Annotated in this window: 33 protein-coding genes and 1 other RNA gene; 33 read left to right on the top strand and 1 reads right to left on the bottom strand. The window is 63.6% G+C overall.

Annotated elements, in window-relative coordinates; all coding sequences use genetic code 11:
• Positions 1-641 precede the first annotated feature (641 nt).
• Entirely contained in the window at positions 642-893 is a 252-nt protein-coding gene (locus tag ACYQ01_RS15950) for a tyrosine-type recombinase/integrase (RefSeq protein WP_459934868.1), read from the top strand.
• A 414-nt stretch (positions 894-1307) separates the two neighbouring features.
• On the opposite strand, the gene ACYQ01_RS15955 is transcribed toward ACYQ01_RS15950, so the two are convergent.
• The gene (locus tag ACYQ01_RS15955; protein ID WP_459933949.1) at positions 1308-1787 is read right to left on the bottom strand and encodes a helix-turn-helix domain-containing protein; all 480 of its coding nucleotides are present in this window, start codon (positions 1785-1787) and stop codon (positions 1308-1310) included.
• A 272-nt stretch (positions 1788-2059) separates the two neighbouring features.
• Between ACYQ01_RS15955 and ACYQ01_RS15960 the strand changes: the two genes are divergently transcribed.
• The 32 genes from ACYQ01_RS15960 to ACYQ01_RS16115 form a co-directional block, all read left to right on the top strand.
• Entirely contained in the window at positions 2060-2488 is a 429-nt protein-coding gene (locus tag ACYQ01_RS15960; RefSeq protein ID WP_459933948.1) for a hypothetical protein, read from the top strand.
• A complete protein-coding gene (locus tag ACYQ01_RS15965; RefSeq protein ID WP_459933947.1) occupies positions 2485-2721 on the top strand; it encodes a hypothetical protein in 237 nt (78 codons plus the stop codon). Before ACYQ01_RS15960 ends, ACYQ01_RS15965 begins: the two co-directional genes overlap by 4 nt.
• Positions 2722-2741: 20 nt before the next feature.
• Positions 2742-4772 carry a Mu transposase C-terminal domain-containing protein gene (locus tag ACYQ01_RS15970; RefSeq protein ID WP_459933946.1) on the top strand — a complete coding sequence of 677 codons (2031 nt, stop codon included), beginning with the start codon at positions 2742-2744 and terminating at the stop codon, positions 4770-4772.
• Positions 4773-4836: 64 nt separating this feature from the next.
• Positions 4837-5565, top strand: a complete 729-nt coding sequence (locus ACYQ01_RS15975) for an AAA family ATPase (RefSeq protein WP_459933945.1) — start codon at positions 4837-4839, stop codon at positions 5563-5565.
• Complete coding sequence (locus ACYQ01_RS15980; protein ID WP_459933944.1) at positions 5562-6161, top strand: hypothetical protein; 600 nt, start codon at positions 5562-5564, stop codon at positions 6159-6161. The genes ACYQ01_RS15975 and ACYQ01_RS15980 overlap by 4 nt, the downstream gene beginning before the upstream one ends.
• The gene (locus ACYQ01_RS15985; protein WP_459933943.1) at positions 6158-6559 is read left to right on the top strand and encodes a hypothetical protein; all 402 of its coding nucleotides are present in this window, start codon (positions 6158-6160) and stop codon (positions 6557-6559) included. The genes ACYQ01_RS15980 and ACYQ01_RS15985 overlap by 4 nt, the downstream gene beginning before the upstream one ends.
• A 110-nt stretch (positions 6560-6669) precedes the next feature.
• Positions 6670-7023, top strand: coding sequence for a hypothetical protein (locus ACYQ01_RS15990; RefSeq protein WP_459933942.1), 354 nt, complete (start codon positions 6670-6672; stop codon positions 7021-7023).
• Positions 7020-7250, top strand: coding sequence for a hypothetical protein (locus ACYQ01_RS15995; protein ID WP_459933941.1), 231 nt, complete (start codon positions 7020-7022; stop codon positions 7248-7250). The genes ACYQ01_RS15990 and ACYQ01_RS15995 overlap by 4 nt, the downstream gene beginning before the upstream one ends.
• On the top strand, positions 7247-7858 hold the full coding sequence (locus ACYQ01_RS16000; RefSeq protein ID WP_459933940.1) for a DUF3164 family protein: 612 nt from the start codon (positions 7247-7249) through the stop codon (positions 7856-7858). Before ACYQ01_RS15995 ends, ACYQ01_RS16000 begins: the two co-directional genes overlap by 4 nt.
• An 8-nt stretch (positions 7859-7866) precedes the next feature.
• Positions 7867-8160 (top strand): HU family DNA-binding protein, encoded by a 294-nt coding sequence (locus ACYQ01_RS16005; protein ID WP_459933939.1) that lies wholly within the window; start codon positions 7867-7869, stop codon positions 8158-8160.
• Positions 8161-8390: 230 nt separating this feature from the next.
• Positions 8391-8457, top strand: an RNA gene (locus ACYQ01_RS16010) — hammerhead ribozyme type II.
• Positions 8458-8466: 9 nt separating this feature from the next.
• Entirely contained in the window at positions 8467-8835 is a 369-nt protein-coding gene (locus ACYQ01_RS16015) for a hypothetical protein (protein WP_459933938.1), read from the top strand.
• A complete protein-coding gene (locus tag ACYQ01_RS16020; RefSeq protein WP_459933937.1) occupies positions 8832-9176 on the top strand; it encodes a hypothetical protein in 345 nt (114 codons plus the stop codon). Before ACYQ01_RS16015 ends, ACYQ01_RS16020 begins: the two co-directional genes overlap by 4 nt.
• The gene (locus tag ACYQ01_RS16025) at positions 9176-9376 is read left to right on the top strand and encodes a hypothetical protein (RefSeq protein WP_459933936.1); all 201 of its coding nucleotides are present in this window, start codon (positions 9176-9178) and stop codon (positions 9374-9376) included. The genes ACYQ01_RS16020 and ACYQ01_RS16025 overlap by 1 nt, the downstream gene beginning before the upstream one ends.
• Positions 9373-9909, top strand: a complete 537-nt coding sequence (locus tag ACYQ01_RS16030; protein WP_459933935.1) for a phage protein GemA/Gp16 family protein — start codon at positions 9373-9375, stop codon at positions 9907-9909. The genes ACYQ01_RS16025 and ACYQ01_RS16030 overlap by 4 nt, the downstream gene beginning before the upstream one ends.
• Positions 9910-9923: 14 nt before the next feature.
• Positions 9924-10337 carry a hypothetical protein gene (locus ACYQ01_RS16035; RefSeq protein ID WP_459933934.1) on the top strand — a complete coding sequence of 138 codons (414 nt, stop codon included), beginning with the start codon at positions 9924-9926 and terminating at the stop codon, positions 10335-10337.
• A 12-nt stretch (positions 10338-10349) separates the two neighbouring features.
• Positions 10350-10547, top strand: a complete 198-nt coding sequence (locus ACYQ01_RS16040) for a hypothetical protein (RefSeq protein ID WP_459933933.1) — start codon at positions 10350-10352, stop codon at positions 10545-10547.
• The gene (locus ACYQ01_RS16045; protein WP_459933932.1) at positions 10544-10789 is read left to right on the top strand and encodes a hypothetical protein; all 246 of its coding nucleotides are present in this window, start codon (positions 10544-10546) and stop codon (positions 10787-10789) included. The genes ACYQ01_RS16040 and ACYQ01_RS16045 overlap by 4 nt, the downstream gene beginning before the upstream one ends.
• 1 nt (position 10790) lies before the next feature.
• Entirely contained in the window at positions 10791-11324 is a 534-nt protein-coding gene (locus tag ACYQ01_RS16050) for a hypothetical protein (protein WP_459933931.1), read from the top strand.
• Positions 11317-11727: a hypothetical protein gene (locus ACYQ01_RS16055; protein WP_459933930.1), complete on the top strand. Its 411-nt coding sequence runs from the start codon at positions 11317-11319 to the stop codon at positions 11725-11727. Before ACYQ01_RS16050 ends, ACYQ01_RS16055 begins: the two co-directional genes overlap by 8 nt.
• A 157-nt stretch (positions 11728-11884) precedes the next feature.
• Positions 11885-12235: a hypothetical protein gene (locus ACYQ01_RS16060; RefSeq protein ID WP_459933929.1), complete on the top strand. Its 351-nt coding sequence runs from the start codon at positions 11885-11887 to the stop codon at positions 12233-12235.
• A gap of 277 nt (positions 12236-12512) precedes the next feature.
• Positions 12513-13091, top strand: a complete 579-nt coding sequence (locus tag ACYQ01_RS16065) for a Rha family transcriptional regulator (protein ID WP_459933928.1) — start codon at positions 12513-12515, stop codon at positions 13089-13091.
• Between the two features lies 1 nt (position 13092).
• The gene (locus tag ACYQ01_RS16070) at positions 13093-13320 is read left to right on the top strand and encodes a hypothetical protein (protein ID WP_459933927.1); all 228 of its coding nucleotides are present in this window, start codon (positions 13093-13095) and stop codon (positions 13318-13320) included.
• A 188-nt stretch (positions 13321-13508) separates the two neighbouring features.
• A complete protein-coding gene (locus ACYQ01_RS16075; protein WP_459933926.1) occupies positions 13509-14072 on the top strand; it encodes a transglycosylase SLT domain-containing protein in 564 nt (187 codons plus the stop codon).
• Positions 14073-14213: 141 nt separating this feature from the next.
• Complete coding sequence (locus ACYQ01_RS16080) at positions 14214-14630, top strand: hypothetical protein (RefSeq protein WP_459933925.1); 417 nt, start codon at positions 14214-14216, stop codon at positions 14628-14630.
• A 1-nt stretch (position 14631) separates the two neighbouring features.
• Positions 14632-14832 carry a TraR/DksA C4-type zinc finger protein gene (locus ACYQ01_RS16085; protein ID WP_459933924.1) on the top strand — a complete coding sequence of 67 codons (201 nt, stop codon included), beginning with the start codon at positions 14632-14634 and terminating at the stop codon, positions 14830-14832.
• 3 nt (positions 14833-14835) lie between these two features.
• A complete protein-coding gene (locus ACYQ01_RS16090; protein ID WP_459933923.1) occupies positions 14836-15204 on the top strand; it encodes a DUF2730 family protein in 369 nt (122 codons plus the stop codon).
• Entirely contained in the window at positions 15201-15497 is a 297-nt protein-coding gene (locus ACYQ01_RS16095; RefSeq protein ID WP_459933922.1) for a VpaChn25_0724 family phage protein, read from the top strand. The genes ACYQ01_RS16090 and ACYQ01_RS16095 overlap by 4 nt, the downstream gene beginning before the upstream one ends.
• A gap of 11 nt (positions 15498-15508) precedes the next feature.
• Positions 15509-16048, top strand: a complete 540-nt coding sequence (locus ACYQ01_RS16100) for a phage protein Gp27 family protein (RefSeq protein ID WP_459933921.1) — start codon at positions 15509-15511, stop codon at positions 16046-16048.
• Positions 16045-17418 carry a terminase large subunit domain-containing protein gene (locus ACYQ01_RS16105; protein WP_459933920.1) on the top strand — a complete coding sequence of 458 codons (1374 nt, stop codon included), beginning with the start codon at positions 16045-16047 and terminating at the stop codon, positions 17416-17418. The genes ACYQ01_RS16100 and ACYQ01_RS16105 overlap by 4 nt, the downstream gene beginning before the upstream one ends.
• Positions 17418-19013, top strand: coding sequence for a DUF935 domain-containing protein (locus tag ACYQ01_RS16110; RefSeq protein WP_459933919.1), 1596 nt, complete (start codon positions 17418-17420; stop codon positions 19011-19013). Before ACYQ01_RS16105 ends, ACYQ01_RS16110 begins: the two co-directional genes overlap by 1 nt.
• Positions 19000-19798 (top strand): phage head morphogenesis protein (locus tag ACYQ01_RS16115; protein ID WP_459934846.1); only part of this gene is annotated, 799 nt, incomplete at its 3' end. The genes ACYQ01_RS16110 and ACYQ01_RS16115, both read left to right, overlap by 14 nt.

Consider the following 19798-nt stretch of genomic DNA (forward strand, 5'->3'; position numbering starts at 1 on the left):
GAAAGCGCCTGGATGTACAGGAGTTGGTTGAAAAGAGCTTCAGTATTCTCATAAAACGATAAACCCTCATGAGTTATCCGCGAACGGCGTTCGCTTGTGAAAGCAAAAATAATGCCGCGCCGCGCTCGGCTGGAATGCTCCCATCAAAAAACACCACGCCTTGCCGAGGAGTGGTCCGATTGTGGTTGGGATTCCATCCATCTGGAAACACGAAGCATTCTTTCTACCCGATGGCAATGGACAGTGGGAGTCTCAACCACCATCACAAAAGCAAAATGCCTTCCTCATGTCCAGCGTTTCCTTGTCGGTTTTGATGAAATGCAGTGGTTCTGCTGGGTTACAAACAGCGGGCGGGACTTCCAGGGTGGGTTTGTAAGAAGCGCAGCCTGCAGATTCCCCGGTGTTCTGGGTTTGGCCGCACCAAAATCACGAGGTCTCTCCGGGAAGCCCCTGTGGTTCTCTTCTGCGCGTCATTATGCGCTGGTGGATTCAAGAGCGGGTTTGGCCTCGCGCAACACGGCGCAATGTGCAAGGGCGACAAGGAAAGACGGAGCAGAAAAGCCGAAGGTCTCAAGCGCGACACTCAAGGCACGCCACGGGCATGGATTCCTTGAGGCGAGGGGGATTACCGACAACACTTCCTGGAAAAGTTGTGCGAAAAAGCCGGTGTAAAGACGTTTTCGTACCATACGATCCGTCACCTCTTCGCATCGATCCTCTACCGCGAGAGGCAGCCTGTGAGCGTCATACAGGCCATCCTGAGGCACAAGAGCCCTACGACCACCACGAGGTACCTGCACGGCCTGGGACTCAACCAGACCCGTGAGGCCTTGAGTTCCGTCATGGACGGGAGAGGAGGAGGGAGGTGGCGATTGTGTCATAGAGCGGCATAAATTTGAAACTGAAAACGACGGGTCAGGACATCCTCTTGACCCGTCGTTCTTTCAGACACCAATTTGTCTTGCGACACTTGGTTCTGGTTCTAGGCTGAGCCGGGATATGTCGGGAGAATGTGGGATTTAATGGGACGCCAGCCCAATGATTGCGCCAACTTGGCCAGCGCCTGGCAAAGCGTTTTCGGCCTGGGCGCGCGAAAGTTGCTTTTGCACGTTTTTGCCCAGGCCGAGGCCAAAACGACAGTTGCTTTTGCACAAGCGCGCCCAGGCCTCATGCCGCTTCTCCAGGCAAAACGACAATCGTATATACGAAATCCATTCGCATTGTTTATTGAAAGCTCGCGTGTATTTCCGTAGGCATAGATAGCTACGATTCTCATCGCCTCACAATGGTCAATAGACATCTTCTGGTTACGCGATTTTCCTGGCCGATTCATCCTGCATCACCTCGGTAGAGCCCTTGTCTGGCGCGGCTCGGGCCTCAAGCCTGGCCAATTCCACGCGTAGGTCGGCATTCTGCTTGAGCAGTTCCCGGTTCTCCTGCCGAAGCTCCCGGTTCTCACCCCGCAGTTCCCGGTTCTCTTGGCGCAGGGCATTGATCTCGCTCGTCGGGTCAACACCCGCTGGCTCAATGGCCGTTGTGGCGTTGGGGGCAGGCGTTGTTTGGTCGCTGCCTACGGTGACTGGGCCATCGCCAAATAGAAGCCATTTGGGCTCTACACCAAAGGCGAGGCAGATTTGCCTGGCAGCAACCAAATCCGGTTCAGATTCCCCACGTTCATACCTTCCTAACGTATTTTTGTGAATCCCAGCCACCTGAGCGAACTCGGCTTGGGTTCGCTTACCGCGAATAAATTTCAGACGTGCGGCTGTCGTTGAGGGGGTGTCCAAGTTTGCCTCCCGAAGTTGGACAGGAAGTCGGACACGCCATTTTTTACCAACACATTGAAATAGTGTTGGAAAAAATTTTTCCCGTTTTTTTAACTTGGACACAAAAAACGAATTGACCAACTACCAAAAACGGGGCAAGAAAGTCCTGCGGGCGGTGCCAAAAAAACATTGCCAAATTACACCTTGAGTCTACCGCCCGCGAAAACCTGGGTCAACGTCAATCGGAACACCAAAAATTGACGCCGACCCGCTGGGTGGGACCGATGAGGCAGATGAGCTTGTTCGAGGGCGACGCACAGCTGGCCGGGCTGATTCCGGCCGTGCGGGCCGCCATGAACGCAGCCGCCGGGCTCGATCCGGACGGGCGCAAGCTCCTGGTCGACAAGATCAACGCCCTGGCCGCTTCCGGCGGGGTGCGCCTCACGGCCGGCAATACGAAATCCATCAGCAAGGACACGCTCGACAAGTGGTTGTCGCCTGCGGACCGGGACCATGTGCCAAACCTGTTGGCCGTGGTCGTCTTTTGCCTGGCCACGGGTGACCTGCGGCCCATGCGGGAGGCGCTGCGGCCCTTGGGTGCGGACGTGATGACCCCCGAGGACCGCAAATATGCCGCTTATGGCCGCGCGATAATCGAGCAGAAAGCCAAGGCCAAGGCCAAGCGCCGCCTTGAGGAGGAATTGTTGGAGGGACTGTCATGATGGAGACGGGAATGCGCCGGGATGCCTGGAAAATCCGTGGTCACCTGCGCTCCAAAGGGATGGGCATGAAGGACGTCCAGCGGGCGCTGGGACTCCGCAACTACAGCCCGGTCAGGGAGACCATCATCGGCCAACGGAACCACCGGAAGGTGCTGGCGTACCTGTTGGAATTGGGGTGCTCGGAGAAGTGGTTGGACCTGCCGGAAGACATGAAATCCCAGCGGGCGGCGTGAGCTACAGGCGGTAGGAAATCGTGAAGGATACATACACAACAGCTGAAATCGCTATGGTGCTCGGCATCGCAGTGCGGAGTGTCACCCGTCGCGCCGGCCGCGAGGCCTGGCCCAGCGCGGACGGCCGCGTGCGGGGCGGGGGCCGGTTGTATCCTCTCGCGTCCCTGCCCGCCGACGTGCGCGAGGCCCTGGCCGAAGGGCCGCTCGTCGCTCCGGTGGACTCCATCCGCCGGCAAGAGCCCGTGCCCCTGCCGCCGGTCAAGGCCGAGGTGCTCACCAAGTGGCAACGCCAGGTGCGCGACGCACGACTCATCATTTTGCGCGAGCTGGAACGCATGTCTCTGCTCGAAGGCATGCCCAAGGCGATGAAACACTTCCTGGCCCTGGCAAACGAGGGGAGCCTCAACGAAGCCCTGGACCGGGCCGTGGTCACGGCCAACGCCCGCAAGGGCAAGCGCCGGGCGCTGTGCCTCTCGACCCTGCGCAACTGGCTGGACGTGCTGCAAACGCAAGGCCCGGACGGTCTGGCCCCGCGCATGCGGCCGTACAAGCCGCTGCCAACATGGTTGCCGGTCTTCCTCAAGGAGTATCGCCAGCCGCAGAAGCCATCCATCGCCTGGTGCCATGAAAAGCTGGTGGCCGCTGGCGTCGAGCTGCCCGAATTGCGCACCGTGCAGCGCACAATCAAGAGCCTCGGCGCGTTGGAGGCCAACCGGGGCCGCATGGGGCCGAGAGAGCTGAAGCGGCTCAAGGCCTACGTCAAGCGCGATTTCGATGACCTGTTGCCCACGGATGTCTACACGGGCGACGGCCACACCGCCGACATGATGGTGCAGCACCCGGACCACGGCCGGGCTTTTCGGCCGGAGATCGTCTCGATCCTGGACCTGGCCACCCGCAAGTGTGTGGGCTGGAGCGTGGGCCTGGCCGAATCGTCGCTGCTGGTCGCGGACGCCTTACGTTGTGGCGTCGAGCATGGTGGAATCTCCGCAATTTTCTATTCGGACCGGGGGGCCGGCTTCCGCAACGACATGCTGGACGGCCCGGGCCTTGGCATTTTGGCCAGAATCGGCACGAGCGTCGAACACTCCATCCCCTACAACTCGCAGGCCAGGGGCGTGATCGAGCGCTTCCAGGCCATGTGGATACGCGAAGCCAAGGCCTCGCCTTCCTTTGTGGGCAAGGACATGGACCGTGAGGCTAAAAAGCTGATGTTCGACCGCGTCAAGGCGGAAGTGAAGGATTTTGGTCGGGCCAAGAGTCTGATCGAGTGGCCGCAGTTCCTGGCCTGGGTCGCGGGCCGGGTCGAGGCGTACAACGACCGGCCCCATTCCACGCTGCCGGTGATCCGTGACGAGGTCACGGGCAAAAAGCGCCACCGGTCCCCGAACGAACAGTGGGACGCCCTGGCCCCCCAGGCGGACATCATCATGGAGTCGCCCGAGGTGCTGGCCGATCTCTTCCGCCCCTATGCCGTCAAGCTGGTCAAGCGCTGCTGGGTCAAGATCAACGGGGAGGAATACTTCAGCCGGGCCTTGACCCCCTACCACGGGCAGGAAGTCATGGTGGGCTACGACGTTCACGATCCTTCCCGCGTCTGGATTCGCGACCTGAACGAGCGCCCGGTCTGCACGGCCGAACTGAACGGCAACGTCCACGACTATTTCCCCAAATCCGTGGTCGAAAAGGCGCGCGAAGACCGGGCCAAGGGCCGCATGGAGCGCGTGCAGCGCAAGGAAGAAGAAATTTTGGCTGAGTTGAACGGCGGCAAGCCGGTGCTGGAGGTTTCGCCGCTCTCCAATAGCGAGCTGGTGCTCCACCAGCGGGTCTCCCAGGAGATCGAGACGGCCAAGGTTTTGCCGCTCAAGCCGGAACGGGAAACCGAGCGCGACCGCTTTCGGCGCGCGCTTGGCCTCGAACGCCGGCTGAACGCCGGGGAAAACATTTCGCCTGAAGAGACTGTGTGGCTCGCCCGGTACCGGACATCGAACGAGTACCGGGCCGAGGCCAGCCTGTACGAAGATTTTGGCGAGGCGATGTTTGGCGGATGAACGGTGAGGCCCCGACCGCTGCCACGGTCGAGGCCCCGAAACGAACCAAAAAGGAGACGTCAAGATGCAGCAAACCGTCGCAAAAGACAAGACCATCGCGCCCCTGCTCAACGTGAGCCTGTTCGCCGGGCTGGTGGAGACCGTGATGAACCGGGCGCCGGATTTGCCGGGCATGGCCTGCTTTTACGGGCCTTCGGGCTACGGCAAGACCTTTGCATCCACCTACGCGTCCAACAAGTACCGAGCGTTTGTCGTGCAAATCAAGTCGGTCTGGACGCGCAAGAAGCTCTGCGAGCAGATTTTGAGCGAAATGTCGATCGACCAGGAGCGCACGGTGCCCGCCATGGTCGACCAGATCGCCGAGGAACTAAGCAACTCCCACCGGCCGCTCATCATCGATGAGGCCGACTTCCTTGTGCAAAAGGGGCTGATCGAGATTGTCCGCGACATTTACGAAAGTTCGAACTCCTCAGTCATCCTGATCGGCGAAGAAAATATGCCAAGCGCCTTGCGCAAGTGGGAGCGCATCCACAACCGCATGCTGGACATGAAGCGCGCCCAGCCGGCCAGCCTTGACGACACCAGGCACTTGGCGCGCCTCTATTGCCCGGGCGTGGACCTGGCCGACGACATGCTTGCGGCCATCCACGAGGCGGCGGCCGGGTGCACGCGCCGCATCTGCGTCAGCCTGGACCGGGTGCGCGACTACGCGGCCGCACGGGGAGCTACGGCCCTGTGCCGGGCCGACTACGACGGCGAGCTGTTCAGCGGCCGTCCCGGGGGACGGTCGTGATCACGGCCAAGCTGCAACGCCCGCCAAGCCGCCAGGACGTCTGGGACGTGATGCGCGAGCGCAGGGAGTTTGTGGCCCAGGACCTCGTTCGCTTGACCGGAGCGACCCTCGCCATGGTCGCGGACTACATCGCCAGTCTGCGCAAGGCCGGATTCGTGGCGATCGCGGGCGAAACCGAGAGCCCGGGCGGGAATCCGGGATCGTTCAAGCGCGCGCTGTACCGGCTGGTCAGGGACAACGGCCGCGAAGCGCCGAGGGTGCGCAAGGACGGCACGTCCTGCCCGCCGACAAAACGCGAGAGCATGTGGCGCACCATGCCGGGCCTGGGCGCCTTTACCGCGCGGAACCTGGCCCTGGCCGCGTCAACGGAAGACGTGCCCGTGCTTGAGACCGACGCCCAGGATTACGTTTCGCATCTTTATCGCGCCGGCTACCTGGCCCTTGTCAAGCCGGCCTCTCCCAAGGGCGGCAAGGCCGTGTACCGGCTGGTGAAACGCACGGGGGGGCTGCCGCCCCAGGTGCTGCGCACCAAGGCGGTCTATGACCCCAACCGCAAGGAAATCGTGTGGATGGACCTGGGCGGGGTGACCTCATGATCCCCTCCCGTATCCCCCGCGAAACCGCCCTGGCCAAGGCCCAGGCGGCCTGGGGCGCGGACCTGCCGGATTGGGTGCGCGAGCTGGCCGTGCAGTGCGACCAGGCGGCCAGCATGGCCAAGGTGGGCGCGCAGCTGGGCGTCACCAAGGGCGCGGTGAGCCGCATTGTCCGCAACGACTGGACGAGCGACACCACGCGCATCGAAGAGGCCGTGCGCCGGGCTTGGCTGGCCGAGTGCGTGATCTGCCCGGTGCTGGGCGAAATATCCCTGGCCGAGTGCGAGGCCAACCAGGCCCGGCCCTTTTCGGCCGCCAACAACATGCGGGTGCGGCTCTACCGCGCCTGCCGGGACGGCTGTGCCCACAGTCGATTGACCGATGACCGTGCGGGGCATTGACCGGTCAATCCGCCGGCTGGGGCAACCCGCGTCACGGCGGGCGACGCCGGCCAGAAAGTGGCGGCGGCGCGAAGAGCGGGCCACCAAACGTCAACTCGAGGGGGTGCTGCGTGAGTACGCAAAACGCTGACATTCGGCGGCTGGAGCTGCTGGTGGGCTCGGTACACATCACCCTGCAGGACGCGACGCGCCTGCCTGACGACACCAGGCGCAAGCTGCTGCGTTGCGCCTGGGTGGACCTCGGCCGAGCGCGGGACGTGATTGCGAGGTGCCGCCTCGACGGGCTCGACCGCATGCAGACGCGCCTTACCCAGGCGAGCGTGGCCCTGACCGACGCCATCAAGACCGCGAAGCCCCTGCTGCGGGCCGAGCTGCTGACGCGGGCGCACGAGCATGTGCTGGCAGCCATGAGCGATTGCAACCACCTGGCCAAGCGCCAGACTACTGCGGAGGAATGTGCATGATTGCGAGCGAAATACAGACCGTGCGGCTGGCCCTGGGGACCGCAATGGAACGCGTGGACCAGGAAACTCGGGCGGTCCTGCTGCTCTGCCGCGAGCGCCTGGACGCCACGGCGGACCTGGCCGGAGAACTGGAGGCCCAGGTGGTGGCCACGAGAGCCCTCGAAGCCGCCAATCGGAAGGCGAAGCGCCGGTGGCAGACTCTCACGAGCAAGGACGGCGCGCAATGACCGCCACGATACCTGAAGGCTACATGGAAGACCCCCAGGGCCGCTTGGTGCCCCTGGCCATGGTCAAGGACGTGGACCTGGCCCGGCACGAGCTGGTGCTCGAGGTGGTGGGCAAGGCCCGCGCCGTTCACGATGACCTGGCCAAATTCCAGGCCGACGTCCAGGCCGACGTTGCCGCCTTCGTCCAGCTCTCGGCCGAACAGTACGGGGTCAAGATCGGCGGCGACAAGGGCAACCTGTCCCTGGTCTCGTACGATGGCCGGTACAAGGTGCAGCGCCAGGTGGCCGAGACCTTGGCCTTTGACGAGCGCTTGCAGGCCGCCAAGGCGCTTGTGGACGAGTGCATCACCGAATGGACCACGGGCAGCCGGGACGAAATCCGAGCCCTCATCAACGACGCCTTTCAGGTGGACAAGGAGGGCAGGATCAACACCGGCCGAGTGCTCGGCCTGCGCCGGCTCAAGATCGACGACGACCGGTGGCGTCAGGCCATGCAGGCCGTGAGCGACAGCCTGCGGGTGGCCGGCAGCAAGACCTACCTGCGCGTCTATGAACGCCGCGAAGACGGCAAATACGTGCCCATCGCCCTGGATTTGGCGGCGATGTGAGGGGATTTATGACCAAGCAAGAGTTGATCGACCGCATTGTTTGGACGCTGAAGACGGACGCCGAGACCATGCACATCGGCAAGAAGCATGTGGCCAGCGTGCTCGACATCGCCGGCGACGTGATCGCCGCCGAGCTGCTGGGCGGGGGCGAAGCGCCCCTGCCTGGCCTGGGCAAGCTGGTGACCCAGGCGACAAAGGCCCGCCAGGGACGCAACCCCCGGACCGGGGAGCCTCTCGACATCCCCGCCGGCCGTCGGGTGGCGTTTAATGCGGGCAAGGCCCTCAAGGAGGCGCTGAAGTGAGACGCTTAACTGAACATACGGACGAGGCCGCCACTGCGTTGGTGGATACGTGGAACTTGCACTACCCGATTGGGACGGAAGTCAAAGTGGTCAAGGATCGGGGCGAGGTCCTGGAGACGCGCACGCGTTCGCAAGCTTGGATTACTCCTTCTGGCGGCGTGTTGGTCATGATTGTGGGGATATCCGGCGGCTATAGCCTCTCGCGTGTCATCCCCATACCCCAAGCCTGATTGCGAAACCGCCCCACGCGGGGCGGTCGTCGGACGGTGGCGCGTCCGGCCTGACGAGCAGCCGAAAGGAAATATCGTGGCAAAACGCAACAAACGTGATTGTGCAACATGCGGCTGGGGTGTCCATTGGGAACGTAGCGGTTATGACGGCAAGCTGCATGGTCGTTGCATGTTCAGACCGTCTTGTCGCGTCCCGCGTCACTATGGATTCGCAGCCGGGTTTGGCGAAGAAACGCCGATGCCAGAAGACTGCCCGGCATGGAAGAAACCGCGAGATATGTATCTCGTGCCAGAGTGGAAAGAAGAACATCTTGAATATCTTGCGCGAGCAAATGACTATAAATGCAGAAAAATTTCAGAGGTTGCTCAACAGATTAGAGACGAAAGAGCGAGGCTTCTCGCCGAAGACCCGGAGATGGCCAAGCGCTTGGGGATACAGCAATGAACCGTAAACCAAAAAACTTCACCGTGACCCTCGAAATTGGGGGAAAGTCGTATGGCTCAGTTTCAAAAACGACGTGGGAGCAGGCTGTTCGAGCAGTGAACAAAGCGGAATGTGGAACAAAGCCAAAGCGGGTCACGGCGGCCACCATTCGGGCGGCCCTGAAGAAAAAGGTCAAGGAAGAACTGTCGCAAGAGCAACGCCAGAACATCCTGAACCTGATGTGGTCCGGGCTCACAGTAGCCGAAATCGCCACGCAAGCAGGGGTGACGCATGAAGTCGTTCAGGGAGTGTTCGAACTGAACATCAAGACGGTGAAAACGCTTCGCAAGGAGTCCCTGTGATGTCTGCCCCCAAACGCTTCCTCCCCGGCCGCGCCTACGGCGGCTCCTTGGCCGTGATCGACACCCACCGCAAGGGCCGGGCGGTCTGCATCGTGCTGCCGGACCCGGAAAAACCCGGAGCGGCGGACAAATTGGCCGTGATTTTCGCTGACGCGTTGAATCAGCTCCACGAGAAAAGCACCGGAGGGAAAAAGGCATGAGCGCCGCACAAAACTACCGCAAGGCCCTGACCACGAAGATCCACGTGGCCAAGGCCCAACTGGGCATCAGCGACCCGGACTACCGCGCGTTGCTCCAGACCATGTTTCGGGCGGCCAGCTCGAAGGCCCTGACCACGCGCCAGCTCGACCAGTTGTTGCGCCACTTCGAGGACAACTGTGGCTGGCAGCCGCGCACCACCAAGGCCCGCAAGGGCGACAAGGCCCCCAGCGAAAAGGCTCTGCGCCGCACGCCGATGCTCACGAAGATTGAGGCCTTGCTGGCCGAGCTGGCCAACATGCAGGACGCCTTTGTGCCGTGGGACTACGCCCACGCCATCCTCAAGCGGATGTACAAGGTCGACCGCCTGGAATGGGCCACGCCCAACCAGCTGCGCGCGGTGATCGCGGCCCTGGACAAGCGCGTGGCCAAGCTCATCAGGCAGGCGCTCGAAGACAAGGACACGCGCCTCGAAGTGCTGCGGGTGTGGCGCGAAAGCATGCGCAAGGCCGCCGGCCTGCGCGAGACCGTTTAGCGAGCGTTTACAGCGTGGACCAGGTCAACACCTCCTCCCTCGATCTGCCCGGCGTGCTGGCCGAGATCGCGGCCGTGGCCGGCGAGGCCGCCGCCGTGGCCGTGGCCCGTGCCAAGGGCGGCACGCGGGCCTACCTGCCCGGTCCGGACCGCTTGCTGCCTGGTCACTGGCTGGTGGCCGCCGTGGGGATGGAGGCCGCCCAGGCCATCGCCGCCCGCCTGGGCGGCGGCGACGTGGAGATACCGCTGGGGCCGTACGCCGGCAACCGGGCCAGGGTGCATGCCGCAATCCGCGAGGCCGCCCGGCGAGGCGAGTCCGAGGCCGCCATCGCCCGCCTGGTCGGAGTAACGGACCGCACCGTGCGCAACCTCAAGGCCGCCCGGCGGGACCGCAAGGGCCTCCGCTCCGACCAGACCACGCTGTTTTGAGGAGTTTTGCCCATGACTGAGGAATTTACATTGTGCAACGCGCTGCTGGCGCACGGCTCGGCCCGCTCGATCCTGCTGGTGCTGGACGACGGACGGTCCGTGACCCTGCCGGATAGGCTGTTGCGCTATGACCGGGACGGCGCCCGGTGCGGCGAGAAGATCACCCTGGCCATGCCCCTGTGGCTGGCCAGAAAGGAAGGGTTGCTATGAACGCGCTGGAACGCTTCAACAAGGCCAAGGACGAATACGTCGCAGAAGTCGAGCTGATGTATATGGCTGCGGAGAAGATTTACGGCCCTGACGATCCCTACATGGAACGCATGGCCGCCGCGATGGAGCGAATGGCGGCCGGTTTGCGGGCCGGCAGGTTGCAGGCCGAACGCAAGGCGGAAGCAGAAACGCCCGGCATCGTCGCCCAGATGGGCGCGTATCTCCGGAGCAAGGCGCACTGACATGGCTGACGACGGTCGCGTGATCGAAGTGGATTTCACGAAGCGCCAGCCGCCCGTGATACAAAAGACGTTCGCGGATCTGCCCCCATGCTCCCACAAGGTGATCGCGGTGGACAGGGGCGCGCGCCGGGTCTTTTGCGACGCCTGCGGTCAGGAACTTGACCCCATCCAGGTGCTTATCGACCAGGCGAGCGGCCATCGCCGCGTGGACCATCGCATCCAGGAGTTGAGGAAGCTGCAAGCCGAGATGTCCGAGCGGGAGACCCTGCGGTTGCGCCTGGCGGCCGACCAGGCCAAAAACCGCCTGCGCATTGTTTCCGGTCTGCAAGACGCGGGGCCAGGCGAGCGCGTTGTGCAGATCGCGGTCAAGTGTCGCGCCACCGGGAACAGCTATGGCTTTTTCGTGGCCATACCGACCAAGCGGTGGCGCAAGGGCTTTGATCTCGCCGTGCTGGAGCTGCTCGCCCCTCGACTGTTCAACGTGTTTCAGTGGGTTTGGACAGGGCCGGCGTTTGAAGGTGAGCAAAATGGCTGACCGTCGCCGGCCCGAGGCCCGTATCACCCTGGAGACTCCCGCCGGCCGGCGCGTGGCCGAGTTGTTCCCGGCGGAGCTGTTTGCCGGGCGCCCTGGCGCCACGCCCGGGCGCTACCGGGTGCGGATCGATCGGGCCTGGTACGCGCCGGGCGAAAAGTACGTGTTCGTGACCTTGCAGGAGGCCTTCGCCGTCTTGGCCGGCCTGGCGGGCGTGGCCCCGTCCGAGCCCGCCCCGAAGATCCCCGTGGGTAGTTGGGTGCGCGTCCCCAGCCGGGTGATCGCCGGCGCGAAGCTCTACACCCGCACCCACACCATCCGCCCGCCGTTCCAGGGTGTGGACGGCCGGTGGCGGGTGTTTTGTGCGCTGTTCAACGCCCCTGTTCTTGTAGACGATATCGCCTGACGCCCGGTGTTTACCAGATGACGAGATTCGTTTACACGCTTGCGCAGAGAACCTTTGAGCCTGCGGGAGAATGTGTATGTGGATATTCGTTGCTTGGATAGTGTGTGGAGTCGCTACGGCGGCCGTCGCGACCTAAAAAACGGGATGGGTACCTGCCATGAAAAGACTGTTTCTGCTCGTCGTTTGTGTAGCCCTATTCTGCTCAACTGCCTATGCCGGATGGCCACCGACTCAAAAAGAAGTGACGGAAGCGATTAAGGCCGCCGTTATCATGAGTCGGAAGGGGTATGTAACTGTTGATATTGACAATAACACCGCATTTATTGAGCCTCTTGGGTGGAAAGGCTTCACCACGCAAGACAAGATGCTTTTCACGTTGACCATCATGAGAGTGTTCTCTGAAAAACGTGGCGGAAACCAGCCTTATGTATTCATCCGCGAACAAGTCAGTAAAGACCTGCTGGCTACAGGTTTCCTCGAAGACGGGCGAATCGAGCTGAAGCGTTGAAGGTCGCCAGTCCCCGTGAGCAACCTTGACACCACCGAACGTTTCAGGCATGGGCCGTCCAGGAGCCTCAGAACTCCTTTATCGTAGGACGGCCCCACGCCCGTCAGCCGTGCCATAGGCGCGCAAGCGCCGTTTGTTTTACCTGACCGGTTCTCTGCCGGGTGTGGGCTAATACAATACCTTTCGGGGGAATACGCCCGCCGCTCCTACGCGGTTCTGAGCACCCGGCAGTTTTCATTTCCGAAGCTGTCCATCAGAAAATTGTAGGAGGCCTTTCATGTCCACGACCATTTCCCTTCCCACCCCCGCGATTTCCGTTGAGTTCCTGTCTGGCGAGCGTCCGGCTGTTCGGTCTGTCGAGCTGGCCCAGCATTTCGGCTTGCAGCACAAGCATGTGCTGCGCGACATTGACGGATTGCGGAAGAAGCTTCCGGCATCCTTCACTGAGCCCAACTTTGGGCCGAGTGAATACCGAGACTCGACCGGCCGCACCTTGCCCGCCTTCCTCCTCACCCGCGACGCCTTCACCCTGCTCGTCATGGGCTGGAACAGCCAGCGGGCCATCGAGTGGAAGCTCAAGTACATCGAAGCCTTCAACGCCCTGGAGCGTGCCGCGTTGGAGAACGCCCGGCAACAGGCCCTGGAAGACGCGGCCACGGCCCGGCGCGAGGGCGTGGCCGTTGGGGCCAGGGCCGTGCTGGCGGTCTCGCCGGAGCGTTTGCAGGCCTTTCGCCGGGTGGTGCGCTACAAGCGCATGGGGCTTTCCACGTCCGAGGTGGCCAAGCTCATGGACATGGGTGCGACAACGGTGCGCATGTGGGCGCGCAAGGCCCGCACCCTCGGCCTGGAGGCGTAGCATGCTGGTGGACCCTGACGACACCTGCGCGGACCTCTTGGAGAAGGTAAGCGAGCTGACCGGCTTTCTGGCCGAGGCCGTTCCGGCCTGGCTCGACCACGGTCCGGGCTCGCCGGCTCCTTCGCCCAGGGCGGTCGCCGGCCTGAGCTGGATAGCCCTGCTGCTGGCCGACATGGCCGACCAGGCGGCCAAGCGCCACCGGCTGGAAACCCAACGCCAGGCGGCCTGACGCCGAACACCGACAACCAACCGGCCCCCGCTCACGCGGGGGCCTTTGTTTGACATCGCCTATTTGATCTGCGAAGAGGCAGAATAGGCCGCCCCTCCCGACCACCCCGGAAAATTTTCCGGGTTAGCCTCCCGCCCGCCAAATTCTACACCGTCCACGTTGCCAACCTCAACGTGGACGGTGTTTTCATGCACATCATCTTCTCGTCTCCCGGTGTGTTCTCTTCGTTTGTGACCGACATGGCTCCGGGGTATCGGATACCCCCCGAGATCGCTTTGGCCTTGGTCCACGTGGAATCCGGGGGCTGCTATGACGCCTGGAACCCTGAACCCCGCTACAATTACCTGTGGGACGTGCGGGAAAACCGACCTTTCAAACGTCTCACTCCCGCTGAATTGGCGTCCAAGTACCCCCCCAAGGGCTTTCCGGCCCCGCCCGGCGTTGATCCCGACGCCGAGTACTGGGGCCAGCAGGCCAGCTGGGGCCTGGGGCAGATCATGGGCGCCAACGCCCGGGCCTTGGGCTACAATGGCAAGTTTTTGACCGGCCTGTGCGAACCCGGCGTGGGGCTCTCCTACGCCCTGCAACACCTGTCCCGCCTGCGCGACCAGTTTCTTGCCTCCACCGGCTGGCCCGGAGTGCTGGCGGCCTACAACGCGGGCTCCCCGCGCAAGACGCCTGACGGCACGTGGGAGAACCAGGCCTACGTGGACAAGATCGCCCTGGCCCTGGGCGGCGCGTGGCCGTCGTGAGGGCCTGGCTGCAACAGTGTTGCAACGCCGCGCATGTGTACTGCCGGCTGCGCGGTCTCGGGCTCTCAACCTCTCGGGCCAGGCGCTGGGCCGCAACCTGGGAGCGTCTCGTCAACCGCATCCTCTACAACAGGTGACCCCATGTACGACATCAAACCTTGGTATCGATCGACCGGCGTGGTCGGCGCGCTCATTGTGCTGGCCGGCGCGTGTCTCAACCTGCTGGGCATGCATGTGTCCAGCGAAGACCTGGTCTTGCTCTGCCGGGAGCTGACGACCCTGGCCGGGGCCGTGGGCGGCGTCATGGCCTTGATCGGCCGGCTCAAGGCCACGGCCGCCATCGGCAAGCCGGCGCTGATCACCGGGAGCTACGTCGGCGGCGCGCTGGAATCCGTCGATCCGCCCGCCGGGCCGTATCTCGCTTCCGTGGCCGAGCCCATTCTGTCCGTCCGGCCCGAAGCGCCGCCGGTGCAGGCCCCGCCCGCGCCGCAACCCGCGCCCGCGCCCCAGCCGGCCCCTGTCGCTCCGGTCCCGGCGGGCAGTGATGGATGCTTGTGACATGGCTCAAGAGGCGGAACGCGTCTACCTGGCCCAGGCTCTGGCCCGCGCCGGGCAGGCCGCCCCCCGGCAGAGTCAACGCACGCGCGCCGGCCGCGTCGTCTGCCTGGACTGCGGCGAGCCCATCCCGGCCGGGCGGCTGGCCGCCGTGCCTGGGGCGTGCCGGTGCGTGGGATGTCAAACCGAATACGACGAGGGGTAAACAATGGAAGAAACAACGCTCAAGTGGGCGAGCATCATCGTCCCCTGCGTCGTACTGGTGTTCCAGAGCGTGTTGGCGTGGGCCAGCTGGTCGATGAACAAGAAGTTCGTGCCTAGCGAAGAGTGCGCCAAGTGCCGCGAAGAAATGAGCGGCCGGGTCGCCAAGGCCGAAACCACGCTCACCTGCCTGGACTCCCGGCTGGAGCGCCTGCCCTCGGAAAGCGACATCCGGGCGCTTTCCGCCAAGCTGAGCGAGCTTGGCGGAAAGATCGACACGTTGTCGGCCCGGATCGACGGCCAGGAACAGGTCATGGAACGTGTTGAACGCCCGCTCAATCTCTTGATGGAACACCATTTGCGAGGTGCGTCGTGAATCAGTTTGCCGCGCTCGTCAGCGAGGACCGCCGTCTGGGCATCCTGCGCTTCCTGGCGGAAGACAAAGGGTTTTCTCTCAACACCAGCGTATTGCAAGACGCCTTGTGCGCCATCGGTCACACCGTGAGCCGCGACGAGGTACACACTTTGGCCGCCTGGCTGGCCGAGCAGGGGCTTGTGGAACTGGAAAAGGTCGGTCCCGTGACCGTGGTCAAGATCACCGCGCGCGGCGTGGACGTGGCCTCCGGTCGGGCCGAGCAGCCGGGCGTGAAACGTCCGATGCCCCGGTAAACGGGGTAAACATGGCTCGCAAGTCCACCGTGAAACAACTGCCCAAGGCGGTTCAGGAGAGCATCCACCGCCTGTTGGATTCCGGGCGTACTCTCGACGAGATCGTCCAGCACCTGGACGCAATGGGGGCCAAGGTCTCGCGTTCGGCGCTTGGACGCTACGCCCAGAACTACGAAGAAGTCGCCAAGAAGCTTCGGGAAACCCGCGATATCGCCACGTTCCTGGGCTCGCGCCTGGACGATCTGCCCAACAACGTGGGCCGGATCACCACGGAGCTGCTCCACAAGCTGCTGTTTCAGGTGACGCTCAAACAGTTGGACGCCGACGATCCCGATGTGAGCGCCCGCGACCTGATGGCCCTGGGCAAGGCCCTCAAGGACACCATCATCGCCACCAAGACCAGCGCGGACATGGAGCTGCGCATCCGCGAGGCGGCCCGCAAGGAAGTGGAGGCCGAGGCCAAGCAGAAGATGGGCGAGGCCGTGGGCACGGGCAAGCTGGACGCCGAGGCGGCCGAAGAGGCGCTTCGCATCCTGGGGTTTGGCGGATGAGCGACACCCTGCTGCATTTTCATCCTTACCAGATGGCCTGGAAAAACGACCAGGCCCGGTTCAAGATCGGCATGCTCTCCAGACAAATTGGCAAGACCTTCACCACCAGCGCCGAGATCGTGGAAGACTGCATCCGGGCTGAGATTGAAGGCCGCCGGGTGCGTTGGGTCATGCTGTCTCGGGGCGAGCGCCAGGTCAAAGAGACCGTGGAAGAGACGATCAAGCCCTTCACCAAGGCGTTCTACCACGTCTATGGCGCGCTCAAGGGCGCGCCGGTGTTCGAGGAGCAGAAGTTCCACACCGGCGGCGACGTGGCCTACCTGGCCCAGGAGGTCAAGTTTCCGGGCGGCTCGCGCATCACCGGCCTGCCGGCCAATCCCGACACGGCGCGCGGCTATTCGGCCAACGTCTACCTGGACGAATTCGCCATCCACGACAATTCCCGCGAAATCTGGAAAGCCCTTTTCCCGGTAATCTCCAAGAACGGCTTGCGGTTGCGCATCACCTCCACGCCCAACGGCAAGGACAACAAGTTCTACGAGATTTGGTCGGCCAACGACAATGTCTGGAGCCGCCACCGCGTGGACATCCACGAGGCCGTGCGCCAGGGCCTGGACCGCAACATCGCGGAGCTGCGCGCGGGCCTGAACGACGAAGAGGCCTGGGCGCAGGAATACGAGCTGCAATTTCTGGAAACGTCCTCGGCCTGGCTGCCCTTCGACGTGATCGTTGGCTGCGAGCATGCCGACGCGGGCCGGCCGGAACTCTACACCGGCGGTCCGGTCTACATCGGCAACGACATCGCGCGCCGTCGCGACCTGTGGGTGGCCTGGGTCTGGGAACTGGTGGGCGACGTGCTCTGGACGCGGGAAATCAGCGTGCTGCACAACGCCCCCTTCCACGTGCAGGACGCGGAGATGGACCGTCTGGTCAAAAAGTACCGCATGCTGCGGCTCACCATGGACCAGACCGGTATGGGCGAAAAGCCGGTCGAGGACATGCAACGGCTCTACGGCGCGGACCGTGTCGTGGGCGTGCTGCTTTCCGGCGCGACCCCGCTCAACGTGGCCACGGCTGCCAAGCAGGCCTTCGAGGACCGCCGGGTGCGCATTCCGGCCGGCGATCCCGTTCTGCGCGACGATCTGCACAAAATTCAAAAGGTGGTCGGCCCCACCGGCGCGCCGCGCCTGGTGGCGGACCGGGACGGCAACGGCCACGCGGATCGTGCTTGGGCTTGTTTTCTGGGCGTGGCTGAAGCGTTTTCGAGCTTCATGGAGTACGGCTACATGCCGGCCTCCAAATCCGAAGAGCACTGGCTGAACCCCATGTCCGGCCTGGGCCGGTCCAGATTCGGCAAAGGAGCATTCTGATGGCGACGTACCTCTATGACGCACGGGGCAACCTGGTGGACACGGGGGCCTTGAAAGAAGACGTCGCGGCCCCGGACAGGTTCGACTTTCGGCCCGTGGTGTCGGGCCACCCGGCCCAGGGCCTCAACCCCCAGCGTCTGGCCTCGATCCTTCGGCAGGCCGAGTACGGCGAACCCTTGAGCTATTTCGAGCTGGCCGAAGAGATGGAAGAAAAGGACCTCCATTACAGAAGCGTCCTGGCCACCAGGAAAAACCAGGTGGCGGGCTTGGAAATCACGGTCGAGGCCGCAAGCGACGATGCCCAAGACGTCAAGCGCGCCGACTTCATTCGCGACTGGCTCCAACGTGACGAATTACGCCTGGAGCTGTTCGACATTCTGGACGCCGTGGGCAAGGGGCTTAGCCTGGTGGAAATCCGTTGGGACACCACGGGCAAGCAGTGGGTCCCGTCCGGGCTCGAATGGCGCGATCCCCGGTGGTTTCTCTTCAGCGAGCAGGACGGCGGCACGCCGCTTCTGCGTTCCGTGGCCGGCCCGAAGCCGTTGCCGGCCTACAAGTTCATTCGGCATGAGCACAAGTCGAAGTCGGGGCTGGCCCTTCGCGGCGGTCTGGCCCGCGCGGCCTCCTGGGGTTACCTCTTCAAGAATTTCGACGTGAAAGCCTGGGTGGCGTTCGCAGAGGTCTACGGCGTGCCGGTGCGCGTGGGCAAGTATGGCCAGGGCGCCAGCGACAAGGACAAGCAGGTACTTCTGGAAGCGGTCACTAATATCGCCAACGACGCGGCGGCCATCATTCCGGCGTCCATGGCCCTGGAGTTCGTCGAAGCCAAGATATCCGGCAACCTGGACCTGTTCGAGCGCCTGGCCGAATTTCTGGACAAGCAGATTTCCAAAGCTGTTTTAGGCCAGACCGGCACCACGGACGTGGGCCAGCACGTGGGCACGGCCAACGCCCACGAACAGGTGCGCCAGGACATCGAGACAGCCGACGCGGTGCAGCTTTCGGCCACGCTCAACCGCGACCTGGTCAGGCCGATGATTGACCTGAACTTCGGCGCGCAAAAGCTCTATCCCCGAGTGAAGATCTTCCGGCCCGACTCCGAGGACATGGAGAAGGAGGCGAAGATCCTGGCCACCCTGGTTCCGCTCGGCCTGCGGGTTGAGGAATCCGTCGTCAGGGACAAGCTCGGATGGCCCGACCCCGCCCCGGACGCCGTAACCCTGCAAACCCAGCGGACGGAAACCCCTCTCCAGCCTATCCCCGAGCCAGGGGCTTTGCCTGTCGAGAAACCCGGTAAAGCCCTACAAAGCGCGGTCCATTCGGCCGCGCCGCCCGCGCCACCTTCCGACGCCATCGACCAGGCCGTGGCCGAAGAGCTGGGCGACTGGCAGCCGCTGGTCAAGCCCCTGGTGGACCCGATCCAGGCGCTGCTGGAAGACTGCTTATCTCGCGGCCAGGATCTGGAGACCTTCCGCCGCCGCCTGGCCGAGCTGCCGGCCAAACAGGACCCCTCGGCCCTGGCCGGGCATCTGGGGGGCATGCTGTTCAAGGCCCAAGGCCTGGGCGAAACCGGAGAAGACCTTGACCTGGTTTAAGCCCCAACCCTTCCAGGAGGCGGTCGACTCCATCAAGGCCCGGGGCGCATCCCTGCCGCAGACGTTTGGCTGGCAAGACATGTGGCAGTCCGCCCACGCCACGGGGTTTACCGTGGCGAAAAGCGCCGGCTTCGACATCTTGAAGGACATCCACGGAGCCGTGCTCAAGGCCCAGGAGTCGGGTCTGACCCTCAAGGAATTTCAGGCCCAGCTCACCCCCATCTTGCAAGCCAAGGGCTGGTGGGGCCGCAAAGAGGTCACGGACCCCGCCACGGGCGAAAAGGTCATGGCGCAGCTCGGCAGCCCGCGCCGGCTGGAAATCATTTACGATACCAACCTGCGGGTGAGCTACGCGGCCGGGCGCTGGGCGCAGATTGAGCGCACCAAGGCCCGGCGGCCGTACCTGCGCTACGTGGCCCTGCTGGACGGGCGCACCCGCCCTCAGCACCGGGCCTGGCACGGCACCATACTGCCCGTGGACCATCCCTGGTGGCGCACGCACTACCCGCCCAACGGCTGGCGTTGTCGATGCACCGAGCAACAGCTTTCGCAACGAGACCTGGACGAATTCGGCTACCAGGTGAGCGACGATCCGCCCCCGGACGAGATGACGCCCTGGACCAATAATCGCACCGGCGAGGTGACGTTGGTGCCGAAGGGCATCGATCCGGGCTGGGCGTACAACCCGGGGCAGGCGGCCGTCGAAGAAAACGCGGCTCGCGCGCTCATGGGCAAGATTGTCAACGCCACGCCCGACCTTGCCGCCGCCCAGGCGGCGAGCGCCC

This window comes from Fundidesulfovibrio butyratiphilus, assembly GCF_054657235.1.